Here is a 13,344-nt window from a genome sequence, read left to right as displayed (position 1 = left end):
GAGCGGGACTGTTTCAGGAGTGACTATGAGTATTGACCTACCCGTCGACGCCACCCTCGACGCCACCGGCCTCAACTGTCCGGAACCGGTGATGATGCTGCACCAGCACATCCGTGACCTGCCGCCAGGCGGCTTGCTCAAGGTGATCGCCACCGACCCGTCGACCCGCCGCGATATTCCCAAGTTTTGCGTGTTCCTGGACCACGAGCTGGTGGATCAGCAGGAGCAGGCGGGTACGTACCTGTACTGGATTCGCAAGAAGCTCGCCTGAACCTTGTAGGAGCCCGGCTTGCCGGCGATGGCGATTTCAAAGACGCCATCGCCGGTAAGCCGGGCTTCTACAGGGAGCGGTAAGCGCTGATGAGGCGTCAGGCGTGCGCTGGCGCCAGGCGAATCCGCCGACGCGCGCTGCGTGCCAGGCGAATCACCAGCATCGCCGCTGCGCAGCTCAGGCCCACGATCAACCCCTGCCACAGGCCGCTCGGCCCGCTGGCGGCGCCCAGCCAATCGGTCAGGCCCAGGGCGTAACCCACCGGCAATCCCACGCCCCAGTACGCGAACAGCGTCAGCACCATGGTCACCCGTGTGTCCTGGTAGCCCCGCAGGGCGCCGGCAGCGGTCACCTGGATCGCGTCAGAGAACTGGAACAGCGCCGCAAACACAATCAGCATCGACGCCACGTGGATCACCAGCGGGTCCGGGGTGTAGATCGCCGCGATCTGCTCGCGAAACAGCAGCATCAGGCTGCAGGACAGGCAGGCGTAGGTGAGCGCCGTGCCCATGCCGACCCCGGCTGCGAAGCGCGCTTGGCGCGGTTCGCCACGCCCGAGTGCCTGCCCGACGCGCACCGTGACGGCCATGCTCAGGGAGTAAGGGATCATGAACACCAGCGAGCTGAAGTTCAGTGCGATCTGGTGCCCGGCCACCACGTTGGCGCCCAGGCTGCCGATCAACAGTGCGATTACTGCAAAGATGCTCGACTCGGCAAAGACCGCAATGCCGATGGGCAGGCCAATGCTCAGCACGCGCTTGATCACTGCCCATTGCGGCCAGTCGAAACGCTTGAACAGTTCACTGCTCTGGTAGGCCGGGGCCCAGCGGGTCCAGGCGGCCAGGCCGAGCATCATCACCCACATCACAATCGCCGTGGCCCAGCCACAGCCCACGCCACCCATGGCTGGCACGCCGAAGTGGCCGTAGATGAACACGTAGTTGAGCGGGATGTTCAGCGCCAACCCGCACAGGCCCATGACCATGCTTGGTCGCGTGCGGCCCAGGCCATCGCTGAAGCAGCGCAACACGTAATACAGGGCGATGGCCGGCATGCCGGACGCGATGCCATGCAGGTAAGCCATGCACGGCTTTATCAGCTCGGGGTCGACGTTCATGGCGTGCAGGATCGGTTCGGCGCTGATCAGCATCAACAACGCGGTCACCCCCACGACCAACGCCAGCCACAAGGATTGGCGCACCAACGGCCCGATCTCGTTGAACGTGCCCGCGCCGAAGCGCTGGGCGACCTTGGGCGTGGTGGCCAGCAAGGTGCCGGTCATCAGCAGGTAGACCGGAATCCAGATCGAGTTGCCCAGGGCCACCGCCGCCAGGTCACGCGGGCTCACGCGCCCGGCCATCACCGCATCCACAAAACCCATGGCCGTGGTCGCCAATTGGCCGATCATGATCGGCAGGGCCAGGGTCAGCAGGCTGCGCACCTCGCGGCTGACGCGGGCGGGACGGGAGAGGGCGGTGGTGGCGATGTTCACGTACAGATGTCCGGTCAATAGAAGCGCAAGGACCGCGAAGTCTACGCTTTGACGCGCCGGTCAGGAAAAAACCTGTGTTAGGGATTTGTAAGCAAGCCCGCTCCCACACAAAGCTTCATGCGCCTGGCATCTGCGGTGTTACGCAGGTCGCATCCCTGTACACTGCGAGTCCGCGAAAGGAGCCTGCCATGTTGATTGTTGCCGACGAAAATATCCCGCTGCTCGATGCATTCTTCGAAGGGTTTGGCGAGATTCGCCGAGTGCCCGGCCGGTCCATCGACCGCGCCACGGTCGAGCAGGCCGATGTGCTGCTGGTGCGCTCGGTGACCAACGTCAATCGCGCCTTGCTGGACGGGACCCGCGTGCGTTTTGTCGGCACCTGCACCATCGGCACCGATCACCTGGACCTCGACTACTTCCAACAGGCTGGCATCCAGTGGTCCAGCGCCCCCGGCTGCAACGCGCGGGGTGTGGTGGACTATGTGCTGGGCAGCTTGCAGACCCTGGCAGAAATCGAGGGGGCCGACCTCAACACACGGACTTACGGGGTGGTCGGTGCCGGTGAAGTCGGCGGGCGTCTGGTCAAGGTGCTCAAGGGCCTGGGCTGGAACGTGCTCGTGTGTGACCCGCCGCGCCAGATCGCCGAAGACGGCGATTATGTGAGCCTGCAGCAGATCATCGAACAGTGCGACGTGATCAGCCTGCACACGCCTCTGACCAAGTCCGGCAACGGCTCCACCTGGCACCTGTTCGACCGCCAGCGCCTCAACGCACTCAAGCCCGGCACCTGGCTGATCAATGCCAGCCGGGGCCCGGTGGTGGATAACGCCGCCCTGCGAGAGGTGTTGCTGGAGCGCGAGGACCTGCAAGCGGTGCTGGACGTGTGGGAAGGCGAGCCTGAAGTGGACGTCGACCTGGCTGACCTGTGTGTGCTGGCCACGCCGCACATCGCCGGTTACAGCCTGGACGGCAAACAGCGCGGCACTGCACAGATTTATCAGGCGTTCTGTGCACACCTGGGCCAGGCACCCAGCCTCCAACTGAGCGACTTGCTGCCGCCACCTTGGCTGGCCGAAGTGCACTTGAATGCCGCCACCGACCCAGCCTGGGCATTGGCCACCTTGTGCCGCAGCGTGTATGACCCGCGCCGGGATGATGCGGATTTCCGCCGCAGCCTTGTGGGTACCGTGGAAGAACAGCGCAAGGCGTTTGACCTGCTGCGCAAGCACTATCCGGAGCGCCGCGAGATCGACGGCTTGAAGGTGCGCATCAATGGGGAGTCCGCTGTGCTGTCGTCGATCGTCTCTGCCCTGGGCGGTGAATTGCTCTGACCAGCGCGCAATGCGCTCACTGTAGGAGCCGGCTTGCCGGCGATGGCGTGCTTACGGTTGCCATCGCCGACAAGCCGGCTCCTACAGGGGGCATAAAAAAACCGGCCACCAGGGCCGGTCTTGAAAGAGCTTGGGCACGTTAGCCTTGCTGGGCGGGCTTGACCAGTCGCTGTTCCAGCTCGCGGCATGCTTGCTGGATCATCTCTTCGGTAATCTGCACTTCCCGGCCTTGGGCGTCGATCACGGAGCAAGGCAACTGCTGCGGCTGGCGGATCACTTCAATCTTGGCATCGCTGCTATTTTGCAAGGTCATGGCCTGTCTCCTCATCAGGTTGTGTACCTACCTTAAAACCCCCGCGTGACCGAGCTGTTACAACTCCATACACAATCAGCGGTTCGAACACCCAGTCCACCAGAAACCGATACAAATTTCCAGACGGGCATTAGACCGATAGCCTCTAGGGGTCAGCATCGGTGGGCATAATTAACCTGACTCATTGTTATTTACTCAAGTTCCCCCAATGTAGGCTTACAGGTTCCTCATTGGTGATGCCCTCCATGTTCTCAGTCCGTCAACGTCGTGCGATTCGCCTGGCCAGCCGCTTCATTGCACCCTACCGCTGGCACGCCCTCGGTGCCCTGTTGGCGCTCATCGTGACGGCGGGTATTACCTTGTCCATGGGGCAGGGCATTCGCCTGCTGGTGGATCAGGGGTTCATGACTCAGTCGCCGCACTTGCTCAACCAGTCCATCGGGCTGTTCATGATCCTGGTGTTCGGCCTGGCCGTGGGCACGTTTGCGCGGTTCTATCTGGTGTCGTGGATCGGCGAGCGGGTGGTGGCGGATATCCGGCGGCAGGTGTTCAACCATCTCATCTACCTGCACCCGGGTTTCTATGAGAACAACCGCAGCTCCGAGATCCAGTCGCGATTGACCACCGACACCACCTTGCTGCAGTCGGTGATCGGGTCGTCGCTGTCGTTGTTCCTGCGCAATGGCTTGATGGTGCTGGGGGGCATCGTGCTGCTGTTCGTCACCAACCCCAAGCTCACCAGCATTGTGGTGGTGGCGCTGCCGCTGGTGCTGGCGCCGATCCTGATCTTCGGCCGCCGTGTGCGCAGCCTGTCACGCCTGAGCCAGGACCGTATCGCCGATGTAGGCAGCTATGTGTCCGAGACCCTTGGCCAGATCAAGACCGTGCAGGCCTACAACCATCAGGTGCAGGACGAGCAACGTTTCGCCGTGACGGTGGAAGATGCGTTCAGCACCGCGCGCCAGCGCATCTTCCAGCGTGCCTGGTTGATCACCCTGGTGATCATGCTGGTGCTGGGGGCTGTGGGCGTGATGCTGTGGGTGGGCGGCATGGATGTCATCGGTGGGCGCATTTCTGCTGGCGAACTGGCCGCGTTCGTGTTCTACAGCTTGATCGTGGGGGCCTCCGTGGGCACTTTGAGTGAAGTACTCGGCGAGTTGCAGCGCGCAGCAGGCGCGGCGGAGCGCATCGGCGAGCTGTTGCAATCGAGCAACGAGATCACAGCCCCCGCCACCGGTACCGTGCCGCTGCCGGAGCGCGTCAGCGGCCGTATGGAACTGCAGGACCTGCGCTTTTCCTACCCGTCACGGCCGGACAGCTACGCGATCGACGGCTTGAACCTGACCATCAACCCAGGCGAAACCCTGGCGCTGGTAGGGCCGTCCGGGGCGGGTAAATCGACGATCTTCGACCTGCTGCTGCGTTTCTACGACCCCCAGCAGGGCCGTATCTTGCTGGAAGGCCAGCCGTTGACCGAGCTTGATCCGATGGACCTGCGCCGCCACTTTGCCCTGGTGTCCCAGAGCCCGGCGCTGTTCTATGGCAGCGTCGAAGAGAACATCCGCTACGGCAACCCGACGGCCACCCTGGAACAGGTGCAGGCAGCGGCGCGCATCGCCCACGCCCATGATTTCATCCTGCAAATGCCCGACGGCTACCAGACCCATCTGGGCGATGGCGGCATGGGCCTGTCCGGTGGTCAGCGCCAACGCCTGGCCATCGCCCGTGCGTTGCTGGTGGATGCGCCGATCCTGCTGCTGGATGAGGCGACCAGCGCCTTGGACGCTCAGAGTGAACACCTGATCCAGCAAGCGTTGCCGCAACTGATGCAAGGGCGCACCACGTTGGTGATTGCCCATCGCCTGGCGACAGTGAAGCACGCCGACCGGATTGCAGTGATGGACCAGGGCAGGCTGGTGGCGGTGGGCACGCATCAACAGTTGATTGCGAGCAACCCGTTGTATGCGCGGTTGGCGGCGTTGCAGTTCAGTGATGGAGTGGAAGAACACATCTCTCACTGATTGATCACCCATAAAAAATGCCCGCATCGTTCAATGCGGGCATTTTTGTGTCGGGGCTACGCCTTACTGATCGTCAAAATACCGCTCATGCCAATCCACCAACGGCTGCGGCGAATTGAGCTTCTGCCCGTAGATCACCGAATAAGACAGCACGTTCTGCACGTATTGGCGGGTTTCGTCGAACGGAATGCTCTCCACCCATACGTCGAAACTCAGGTGGTCGGCACCGCGCAGCCATTGGCGCACGCGGCCGGGGCCGGCGTTGTAGGCGGCGGAGGCGAGCACGCGGTTGCCGTTGAACTGGCTGTGCACCTGGCTGAGGTAGGCGGCGCCGAGCTGGATGTTCTTGTCCGGGTCAAGTACCTGAGCCGGGGAGGCCAGGGGGATGCTGAACTTGCGTGCGGTTTCCTTGGCGGTGCCGGGCATCAGTTGCATCAGGCCGCTGGCGCCTACGCCGGAGCGGGCGTCGTCCATGAAGGCGCTTTCCTGGCGGGTGATGGCAAATACCCAGCTGGAATGCAGCCCACGCACCTTGGCTTCACGCACCAGGGTGTCGCGGTGGGCCATCGGGAAACGAATGTCCAGGTCATCCCAGTACTGCGCCTGGCTGATGGTGCGGATCGCCGGGAAGTACCACTTCATGTCGTAGGCCAGCTTGGCCTGGGCGACCATCTCATCGCGGTTGAAATGACGGCTGACGTGGTACCACTCGCGGCGGCCATCCACTACTTGGCCACGGGCGTAGAACTCCAGGGCGCGGCGCACGCCAGGGGTGTTGCGCACCTTGTTCATCAAGGCCTGGCTCATGACCAGCGGCTTGTTGGTCAGCTGGTACGGCGATTTGGAGCGGTCGGCCGCGAGGAAGCCATAGAAGTCCCGTTCCTTGGCCACGTTTTTGTACAGCACCAGGGCTTGTGGGTTTTTCGGTTCGGCCAGTTCCAGGCTGCGGGCCTGCCAGTAGCGCCAGCGGTTGGTGGTGGCCAGGTCCTGTGGGAGCTTGCGGGTCAACTGGTAGGCATCTTCCCAACGGGCCAGGCGCAAGAGCAGGCGCAGGCGCCATTCGGACACGGTGTTGTCACGCAGTTCCGGGTCGTACTGGGTCATCACGTCCAAGGCGCGGGGGTCATAGCGACGGGCCAGGGTCAGGCCGATTTCCCGGGCGATCGACACTTTTTCGTCACGGGAGAAGTGCATGCTGCTGGCGTAGCCGTCGAGCAGGGCCATGGCCTTGTCCGGGTCCTGGCGCGCCAGGCGGCGCAGGCCCAGGCCCACGGCGTCGGACATGGCCTCGTTGGCCGGCAGGAAACGCGACGGGTCGCCGAGCAGGTTGGGATTCTGCGCCACGTCCACCATCAGGCGGCCTTGGGCGCCGAGGGTCGGCAGGGTTTTCACCAGGCTGTTGGCCAGTGCGTAGTTGCGCGCTTCGGCAGCGAGCTTGGCGCGGTCCCAGATTTTCTGTTCGGTGAGCTGGCCATCAGCGGCCCATTGACCGAAGGTGGCGTCGCAGGCGGCCGGTTGGGATTTGCCGGTGAGCCAGAGTTTTTCGCTGTTTTTGTAGCCTTCGGCTTTCAAGTTGTGGGTGAGCTGGTACTGAGCGTGAAGGCAGTCCAGCTCGACGAAATTGAGCTTGGCGTCGTAGTACTTTTCAAAGGTCTGCCAATCGCCACGGTCGGATAACCAACGCAGCCAGCGCAGCTTCATCCAGTTGGCCTGGGGCAGGTCGCCGTTCTTGGCGAGGAATTGTTCGATTTCCTCGTTGCTCGCGGTTTTCAGGCGGGCAGTCAGCTCATCGTAGGCCAGGTACGGCGTGAGCGGGTAGTCGGCCAAGGCGGCGCTGTATTGCATGTAGGGGCCGCTGTCGCCTTTGGCCAAAGCGCGTTTGGCTTCATCGTAATATTGACGTTGGGTGGTGAGGTCCACGGCCTGGGCGGATTGGACGGCGGTGGCGGAAAGAATCAGACAAGACAAAAAATTGAAAAGGCGACTGCGCATGAGACGTCCGTGCAGAGAAATCACGACTAGCACCGGCACCGCCGACACTGATTGCCCCTAGCTTAGCCTTTTGCCCGACGCGTGCGAAAGCTTTGCCGGCCGGTTCGTTCAGCTTGATGGGAAATGTCCTACAGAACATGTCGCCCATGAAAATGCTGGCCGCATCCCACCCTCAACTCAGGTAGAATGCGCGCCCAGTTTTTGGAGAAGCGTATGACCCTGCTCAAATTCAGCGATGTGTCCCTTGCTTTCGGCGCTATGCCGTTGTTGGACAAGGTGTCCTGGCAGATCGCCCGTGGTGAGCGGGTGTGCATCATCGGCCGCAACGGCACCGGCAAGTCCAGCATGATGAAGCTGGTCAAAGGCGACCAGAAGCCCGATGACGGCTCTGTGTGGCGCGCGCCGGGCCTCAAGATCGGCGAGTTGCCGCAAGAATTGCCGGTGGCCGACGGACGGACCGTGTTCGACGTGGTTGCCGAAGGCCTCGACGGTGTCGGCGCCTTGCTCGCCGAATACCATCACCTGGCGCAGCACTGCGTCACCGAGGAAGACCTGGACAAGCTGATGCACGTCCAGCAGGACCTCGAAGCCCGCGACGGCTGGCGCCTGCAGCAACTGGTGGACAGCACCCTGAGCCGCCTGCAACTGCCGGCCGACAAGACCCTCGCCGAGTTGTCCGGTGGCTGGCGCCGCCGTGTGCTGCTGGCCCAGGCCCTGGTGTCCGAGCCGGACCTGCTGCTGCTCGACGAACCGACCAACCACCTGGACATCGGCGCGATCGCCTGGTTGGAAGAAGCCCTCAAGGACTTCCAGGGCGCCGTGCTGTTCATCACGCACGACCGTTCCTTCCTGCAGAACCTGGCCACGCGCATCCTCGAACTGGATCGTGGCGGCCTGATCGACTGGAACGGCGACTACGCCAGCTTCCTCGTACACAAAGAGGCCGCGCTGGCCGCTGAAGAAACCGCCAACGCGCTGTTCGACAAGAAACTGGCCCAGGAAGAAGTTTGGATCCGCCAGGGCATCAAGGCCCGTCGCACCCGTAACGAAGGCCGTGTACGTGCCCTGAAAGCCCTGCGGGTTGAGCGCAGCGAGCGCCGCGAGCGTACCGGCAAGGCGAATATCCAGCTGGATACCGCCGAGAAGTCGGGCAAGCAAGTGATGGTGCTGGAAAACGTCAGCTTCCATCACCCGGACGGCCCGTTCCTGATCAAGGACTTCTCCATGGTCCTGCAGCGCGGCGACCGCATCGGCTTGCTGGGCGCCAACGGCACCGGCAAGACCACCTTGCTCAAGCTGATGCTCAGTGGCCTGCAACCGACCAGCGGCAAGGTTGAGGAGGGCACCAAGATCGACGTGGCCTACTTCGACCAGTTGCGCCATCAACTGGACCTGGAAAAGACCGTGATCGACAACGTCGCCGAAGGCCGCGACTTTATCGACATCGACGGCCAGAGCCGCCACGTGCTCAGCTACCTGGGCGACTTCCTGTTCAGTCCGCAGCGTGCACGGACGCCGGTGAAAGCCTTGTCCGGTGGCGAGCGTGCGCGCCTGTTGCTGGCCAAGTTGTTCAGCAAGCCGGCCAACCTGCTGGTCCTCGACGAACCGACCAACGACCTCGACGTGGAAACCCTTGAATTGCTGGAGGAGGTGCTGCTGACCTTCAACGGTACCGTGTTGATGGTGAGCCACGACCGGGCATTCCTCGACAACGTGGTGACCAGCACCCTGGTCTTCGAAGGTGAAGGCAAGGTGCGTGAATACGTGGGCGGTTATCAGGACTGGCTGCGCCAGGGTGGTTCGCCGCGCCTGTTGGGCGTCACCGAAAGCAAATCCGGCAAGGCCGATTTGAACTCGGCAGTGGTGGCTCCGGTGGCTGCTGCGCCGGCTCCGGTTGCAGAAGCCGCGCCGGCCGGCAAGAAAAAGCTCAGCTACAAGCTGCAGCGCGAGCTGGAAGCCTTGCCGGGCGATATCGACGCCAAGGAACAGCAGATTGCTGCGGTAGAAGCCGAAATGGCTGACGCGGGTTTCTACCTACGTCCTGCGGCGGAAACTGCCAAGGTGATTGCTTCCCTGGAGACGTTGAACCAGGAGTTGGAAGCGCTGGTGGAGCGTTGGGCTGAGCTGGATGCCTGATTGATTACAGTGCATTAAAAAAGCCCGGCGTTCATTCGTATGAACGCCGGGCTTTTTATATGAAACGCGATCAAAAAAATGTGGGAGCTTGGTAGGGCTTAAGGGGCCTTGACCAGCTTGACGGCCAGCACATCACACGGTGCGCCGTGCAATACGTCATTGGCGGTAGAGCCTAGCAGCAGCGCCAGACCATGGCGGCCGTGGCTGCCGACCACGATCAGGTCGCAAGCCTTTTCCTTGGCCAGATGGTGGATTTCCTGACGCGGTTGGCCGTAAGTCAGGTGGCAGTCATCCTTTTTCAGGTGCGGGTATTTGAGAATCAAACGGTCAAGGCGCTCTTTGGCCTGATCGAATTGTTGTTGCTGCAACTGGGAAAGGTCCATCGGCACATCGCCACCAAAGGCCATGGCCATGGGCTCGACGATATGCACCAGCGACAGTATGGCGCCATTGGCGATTGCGGATTCCTGCGCGCGCTTGATCACTGGGTCGCACTCTTCGGTCAGGTCGACAGCGACCAGAATATGTTGGTAGGGCATGAGGCGTTCCTCCAGAGGGACTGCAATAAGTTCAGTATGGCTGCTTTCAAGCGGATGGGGTTGCGTCAGATCAAATCCGCTCATCTAGAAATTCGGGAGTACACATATGACGGTCTGGATAGTGGTGTCAATCCTTGTGGTGGTTCTGAGCCCCTTGGCATGGCTGCGCCCGTCGCGCCATCAGAGCGGGCGCATGGCCTTGCGCATGGAAGCCCGCCGCATCGGCCTGGCCATGCAATTGGCGCCCCAGGAGTGGCCGCACTGGCTCAAGCAGGAGCCGCCCAGCCCGTGTGCGCAGTACTGCCGGCCACGACGGGGCAGCACGCCGGCGATCTGGAGTTACTGGCAGCTCGAGCCAGGGGTGTGGGTCAACCAATGGCGCGAAGTCTGCGTGGACGAGAAGTTGTTGCCGCATTTTGCAACGCTGCCGGCCAACGTCTACAAGGTCGAGGCCGACAAGCAAATGATTGCCCTGTATTGGGGGGAGAAGGGCGAGGCGAGCGTGTTGAAGGACATCGATACCTTGCTCAGGGCCCTGGCCTGATACGGACACTGGCGGCCTGGAATAACCCCCTGTAGGAGCCCGCCAATCCTGGGGGAACGGCGGGCAATAAAAAGCCCGACATCATCATCGGGCTGGAGTTGGCCAGGCAGGCCGGTAAATCTGTGTTTCACGCGTCGGATGTTCATCACGGCGCGCTGCGGTTGCGGCTAGCCTAGCCGGATATCCCGTTCTGTACAGCCTTTTCCCACATCTTTTCCATTATTGATTTCGTGAATATTTGAATATTGACGAGGCGCGGGCCTATGGTTGGGGTTCTGAAATGACTGGAAAGTCGCGTTTTTCCTAGCCTTTGGAGCGATTGACAATTGCCCGGAATTGGATGAAGGTGGCGTACCCAAATCAAACGGGCGTATGAATTGAGCGTTTGTCTGTCAGACTGCTCATACAGAACCCCGACTATCGCATTGGCGGGTGTGCCTGGCGGATTGGCGTGAACATTGACCAAATCATCAATGTCCAACCAGAGGCCAGCGTCCAGTGTGTACTGTTCAGCTTCCATATCGTGGAGATCAGTTGATGATTTACGAAGGTAAAGCCATCACGGTTAAGGCTCTTGAAAGTGGCATCGTCGAATTGAAATTCGACCTCAAGGGTGAGTCCGTCAACAAGTTCAACCGTCTAACCCTGAACGAACTGCGTCAGGCCGTAGACACCATCAAAGCAGATGCTTCGGTCAAGGGCGTGATCGTCTCCAGCGGCAAGGACGTGTTCATCGTCGGCGCTGACATCACCGAATTCGTCGACAACTTCAAGCTGCCCGATGCCGAGCTGGTGGCTGGCAACCTCGAAGCCAACAAGATTTTCAGCGATTTCGAAGACCTCAACGTACCCACCGTCGCCGCGATCAACGGCATCGCGTTGGGTGGCGGCCTGGAAATGTGCCTGGCAGCCGACTTCCGCGTGATGTCGGCCACGGCCAAGATCGGCCTGCCTGAAGTCAAGCTGGGCATCTACCCAGGTTTCGGCGGCACCGTGCGCCTGCCGCGCCTGATCGGTGCCGACAACGCCATCGAGTGGATTGCCGCCGGCAAGGAAAACAAGGCTGAAGACGCACTGAAAGTCGGTGCTGTCGACGCTGTGGTTGCTCCGGACAAGCTGGCCGAAGCCGCACTGAACCTGATCAAGGGCGCCATCAGCGGCGAATTTGACTACAAGGCCAAGCGCCAGCCGAAGCTGGAAAAGCTCAAGCTCAACGCCATCGAACAAATGATGTCGTTCGAAACCGCCAAAGGTTTCGTGGCAGGCCAGGCCGGCCCGAACTACCCGGCGCCGGTTGAAGCGATCAAGACCATCCAGAAAGCCGCGAACTTCGGTCGCGACAAAGCCCTGGAAGTGGAAGCCGCTGGTTTCGTCAAACTGGCGAAAACCTCCGCTGCCCAGAGCCTGATTGGCCTGTTCCTGAACGATCAGGAACTGAAGAAAAAGGCTAAGGCCTACGACGAAATCGCCCGCGACGTGAAACAGGCTGCCGTACTCGGCGCCGGTATCATGGGCGGCGGTATCGCCTACCAGTCGGCGTCCAAAGGCACGCCGATCCTGATGAAAGACATCAACGAGCACGGCATCGAGCAAGGCCTGGCGGAAGCCGCCAAGCTGCTGGTCGGCCGCGTGGACAAAGGTCGCATGACCGCCGCGAAGATGGCTGAAGTGCTTAACGGTATTCGTCCTACGCTGTCCTACGGCGATTTCGGCCACGTCGACCTGGTGGTCGAAGCGGTTGTCGAGAATCCGAAGGTCAAACAGGCCGTACTGGCTGAAGTGGAAGCCCAGGTCAAAGACGACACTATCCTGGCTTCGAACACCTCGACCATTTCCATTTCGCTGCTGGCCAAGGCCCTCAAGCGTCCGGAAAACTTCGTCGGCATGCACTTCTTCAACCCGGTGCACATGATGCCGCTGGTGGAAGTGATCCGTGGCGAGAAGTCCAGCGAGCTGGCTGTTGCCACCACCGTTGCCTACGCCAAGAAAATGGGCAAGAACCCGATCGTGGTCAATGACTGCCCGGGCTTCCTGGTCAACCGCGTGCTGTTCCCGTACTTCGGCGGTTTCGCCAAGCTGGTCAGCGCCGGTGTGGACTTCGTGCGCATCGACAAGGTCATGGAAAAATTCGGCTGGCCAATGGGCCCGGCGTACCTGATGGACGTGGTCGGCATCGACACCGGTCACCATGGTCGCGACGTGATGGCTGAAGGCTTCCCGGACCGCATGAAAGACGACCGCCGCTCGGCGATCGACGCGCTGTACGAAGCCAAGCGCCTGGGCCAGAAGAACGGCAAGGGCTTCTACGCCTATGAGGCTGACAAGAAGGGCAAGCAGAAGAAAGTGGCCGACCCATCGGTTCACGAAGTACTCGCGCCTGTCATCTACGAGCAGCGTGAGGTGTCGGACGAAGACATCATCAACTGGATGATGATCGCCCTGTGCCTGGAAACCGTGCGCTGCCTGGAAGATGGCATCGTAGAAACCGCCGCCGAAGCCGACATGGGCCTGGTTTACGGTATTGGTTTCCCTCCATTCCGTGGTGGTGCGCTGCGTTACATCGATTCGATCGGTGTGGCCGAGTTCGTTGCCCTGGCTGATCAATACGCTGATTTGGGCCCGCTGTACCACCCGACTGCGAAGCTGCGTGAAATGGCCAAGAACGGCCAGAGCTTCTTCGGTTAAGCGCCCAAACGACTAGAGCG

The 13,344-nt window shown here is 61.4% G+C and carries 10 protein-coding genes; 6 read left to right on the top strand and 4 right to left on the bottom strand.

What is annotated here, in order from left to right; genetic code table 11:
- Window positions 1-25 precede the first annotated feature (25 nt).
- Window positions 26-271, top strand: a complete 246-nt coding sequence (tusA, locus tag HX803_RS14510; protein WP_218647059.1) for a sulfurtransferase TusA — start codon at window positions 26-28, stop codon at window positions 269-271.
- Window positions 272-368: 97 nt separating this feature from the next.
- Here tusA and HX803_RS14505 read toward each other — a convergent pair whose 3' ends face one another.
- On the bottom strand, window positions 369-1,763 hold the full coding sequence (locus tag HX803_RS14505; RefSeq protein ID WP_178921523.1) for an MATE family efflux transporter: 1,395 nt from the start codon (window positions 1,761-1,763) through the stop codon (window positions 369-371).
- A gap of 188 nt (window positions 1,764-1,951) precedes the next feature.
- Here HX803_RS14505 and pdxB point away from each other — a divergent pair, with 188 nt between their 5' ends.
- Window positions 1,952-3,094 (top strand): 4-phosphoerythronate dehydrogenase PdxB, encoded by a 1,143-nt coding sequence (gene pdxB / locus HX803_RS14500; protein WP_178921521.1) that lies wholly within the window; start codon window positions 1,952-1,954, stop codon window positions 3,092-3,094.
- 139 nt (window positions 3,095-3,233) lie between these two features.
- Here pdxB and HX803_RS14495 read toward each other — a convergent pair whose 3' ends face one another.
- The gene (locus tag HX803_RS14495; RefSeq protein WP_053136589.1) at window positions 3,234-3,407 is read right to left on the bottom strand and encodes a PA1571 family protein; all 174 of its coding nucleotides are present in this window, start codon (window positions 3,405-3,407) and stop codon (window positions 3,234-3,236) included.
- Window positions 3,408-3,643: 236 nt separating this feature from the next.
- Here HX803_RS14495 and HX803_RS14490 point away from each other — a divergent pair, with 236 nt between their 5' ends.
- Window positions 3,644-5,428 (top strand): ABC transporter transmembrane domain-containing protein, encoded by a 1,785-nt coding sequence (locus tag HX803_RS14490; RefSeq protein WP_178921519.1) that lies wholly within the window; start codon window positions 3,644-3,646, stop codon window positions 5,426-5,428.
- A gap of 63 nt (window positions 5,429-5,491) precedes the next feature.
- Here HX803_RS14490 and HX803_RS14485 read toward each other — a convergent pair whose 3' ends face one another.
- Window positions 5,492-7,420, bottom strand: a complete 1,929-nt coding sequence (locus tag HX803_RS14485; protein WP_178921517.1) for a transglycosylase SLT domain-containing protein — start codon at window positions 7,418-7,420, stop codon at window positions 5,492-5,494.
- A 213-nt stretch (window positions 7,421-7,633) separates the two neighbouring features.
- Between HX803_RS14485 and HX803_RS14480 the strand changes: the two genes are divergently transcribed.
- The gene (locus tag HX803_RS14480; RefSeq protein ID WP_178921514.1) at window positions 7,634-9,556 is read left to right on the top strand and encodes an ATP-binding cassette domain-containing protein; all 1,923 of its coding nucleotides are present in this window, start codon (window positions 7,634-7,636) and stop codon (window positions 9,554-9,556) included.
- A 98-nt stretch (window positions 9,557-9,654) separates the two neighbouring features.
- Here the strand turns inward: HX803_RS14480 and HX803_RS14475 are convergent, their stop codons facing one another.
- On the bottom strand, window positions 9,655-10,095 hold the full coding sequence (locus tag HX803_RS14475) for a universal stress protein (RefSeq protein WP_178921512.1): 441 nt from the start codon (window positions 10,093-10,095) through the stop codon (window positions 9,655-9,657).
- A 106-nt stretch (window positions 10,096-10,201) separates the two neighbouring features.
- On the opposite strand from HX803_RS14475, the gene HX803_RS14470 reads away from it, so the two are divergent.
- Together HX803_RS14470 and fadB are read left to right on the top strand one after the other, a co-directional pair.
- On the top strand, window positions 10,202-10,639 hold the full coding sequence (locus HX803_RS14470; protein WP_178921510.1) for a hypothetical protein: 438 nt from the start codon (window positions 10,202-10,204) through the stop codon (window positions 10,637-10,639).
- A gap of 537 nt (window positions 10,640-11,176) precedes the next feature.
- Entirely contained in the window at window positions 11,177-13,324 is a 2,148-nt protein-coding gene (gene fadB, locus HX803_RS14460; RefSeq protein WP_178921506.1) for a fatty acid oxidation complex subunit alpha FadB, read from the top strand.
- The last annotated feature ends 20 nt before the right edge of the window (window positions 13,325-13,344 follow it).

The organism is Pseudomonas sp. P7548 (assembly GCF_013386585.1).
Lineage (GTDB): Bacteria > Pseudomonadota > Gammaproteobacteria > Pseudomonadales > Pseudomonadaceae > Aquipseudomonas.
Note: the sequence above shows the minus strand (reverse complement) of the source record. Positions and strands in the feature narration are given on the sequence as shown.

What these genes read in the sequence shown, in the direction of transcription:
- fadB (WP_178921506.1), top strand. Translation starts at nt 11,177, where the DNA reads ATGATTTACGAAGGTAAAGCCATCACGGTTAAGGCTCTTGAAAGTGGC.
- tusA (WP_218647059.1), top strand. Translation starts at nt 26, where the DNA reads ATGAGTATTGACCTACCCGTCGACGCCACCCTCGACGCCACCGGCCTC.
- HX803_RS14485 (WP_178921517.1), bottom strand. Translation starts at nt 7,420, where the DNA reads ATGCGCAGTCGCCTTTTCAATTTTTTGTCTTGTCTGATTCTTTCCGCC.
- HX803_RS14475 (WP_178921512.1), bottom strand. Translation starts at nt 10,095, where the DNA reads ATGCCCTACCAACATATTCTGGTCGCTGTCGACCTGACCGAAGAGTGC.
- pdxB (WP_178921521.1), top strand. Translation starts at nt 1,952, where the DNA reads ATGTTGATTGTTGCCGACGAAAATATCCCGCTGCTCGATGCATTCTTC.
- HX803_RS14495 (WP_053136589.1), bottom strand. Translation starts at nt 3,407, where the DNA reads ATGACCTTGCAAAATAGCAGCGATGCCAAGATTGAAGTGATCCGCCAG.
- HX803_RS14480 (WP_178921514.1), top strand. Translation starts at nt 7,634, where the DNA reads ATGACCCTGCTCAAATTCAGCGATGTGTCCCTTGCTTTCGGCGCTATG.
- HX803_RS14470 (WP_178921510.1), top strand. Translation starts at nt 10,202, where the DNA reads ATGACGGTCTGGATAGTGGTGTCAATCCTTGTGGTGGTTCTGAGCCCC.
- HX803_RS14490 (WP_178921519.1), top strand. Translation starts at nt 3,644, where the DNA reads ATGCCCTCCATGTTCTCAGTCCGTCAACGTCGTGCGATTCGCCTGGCC.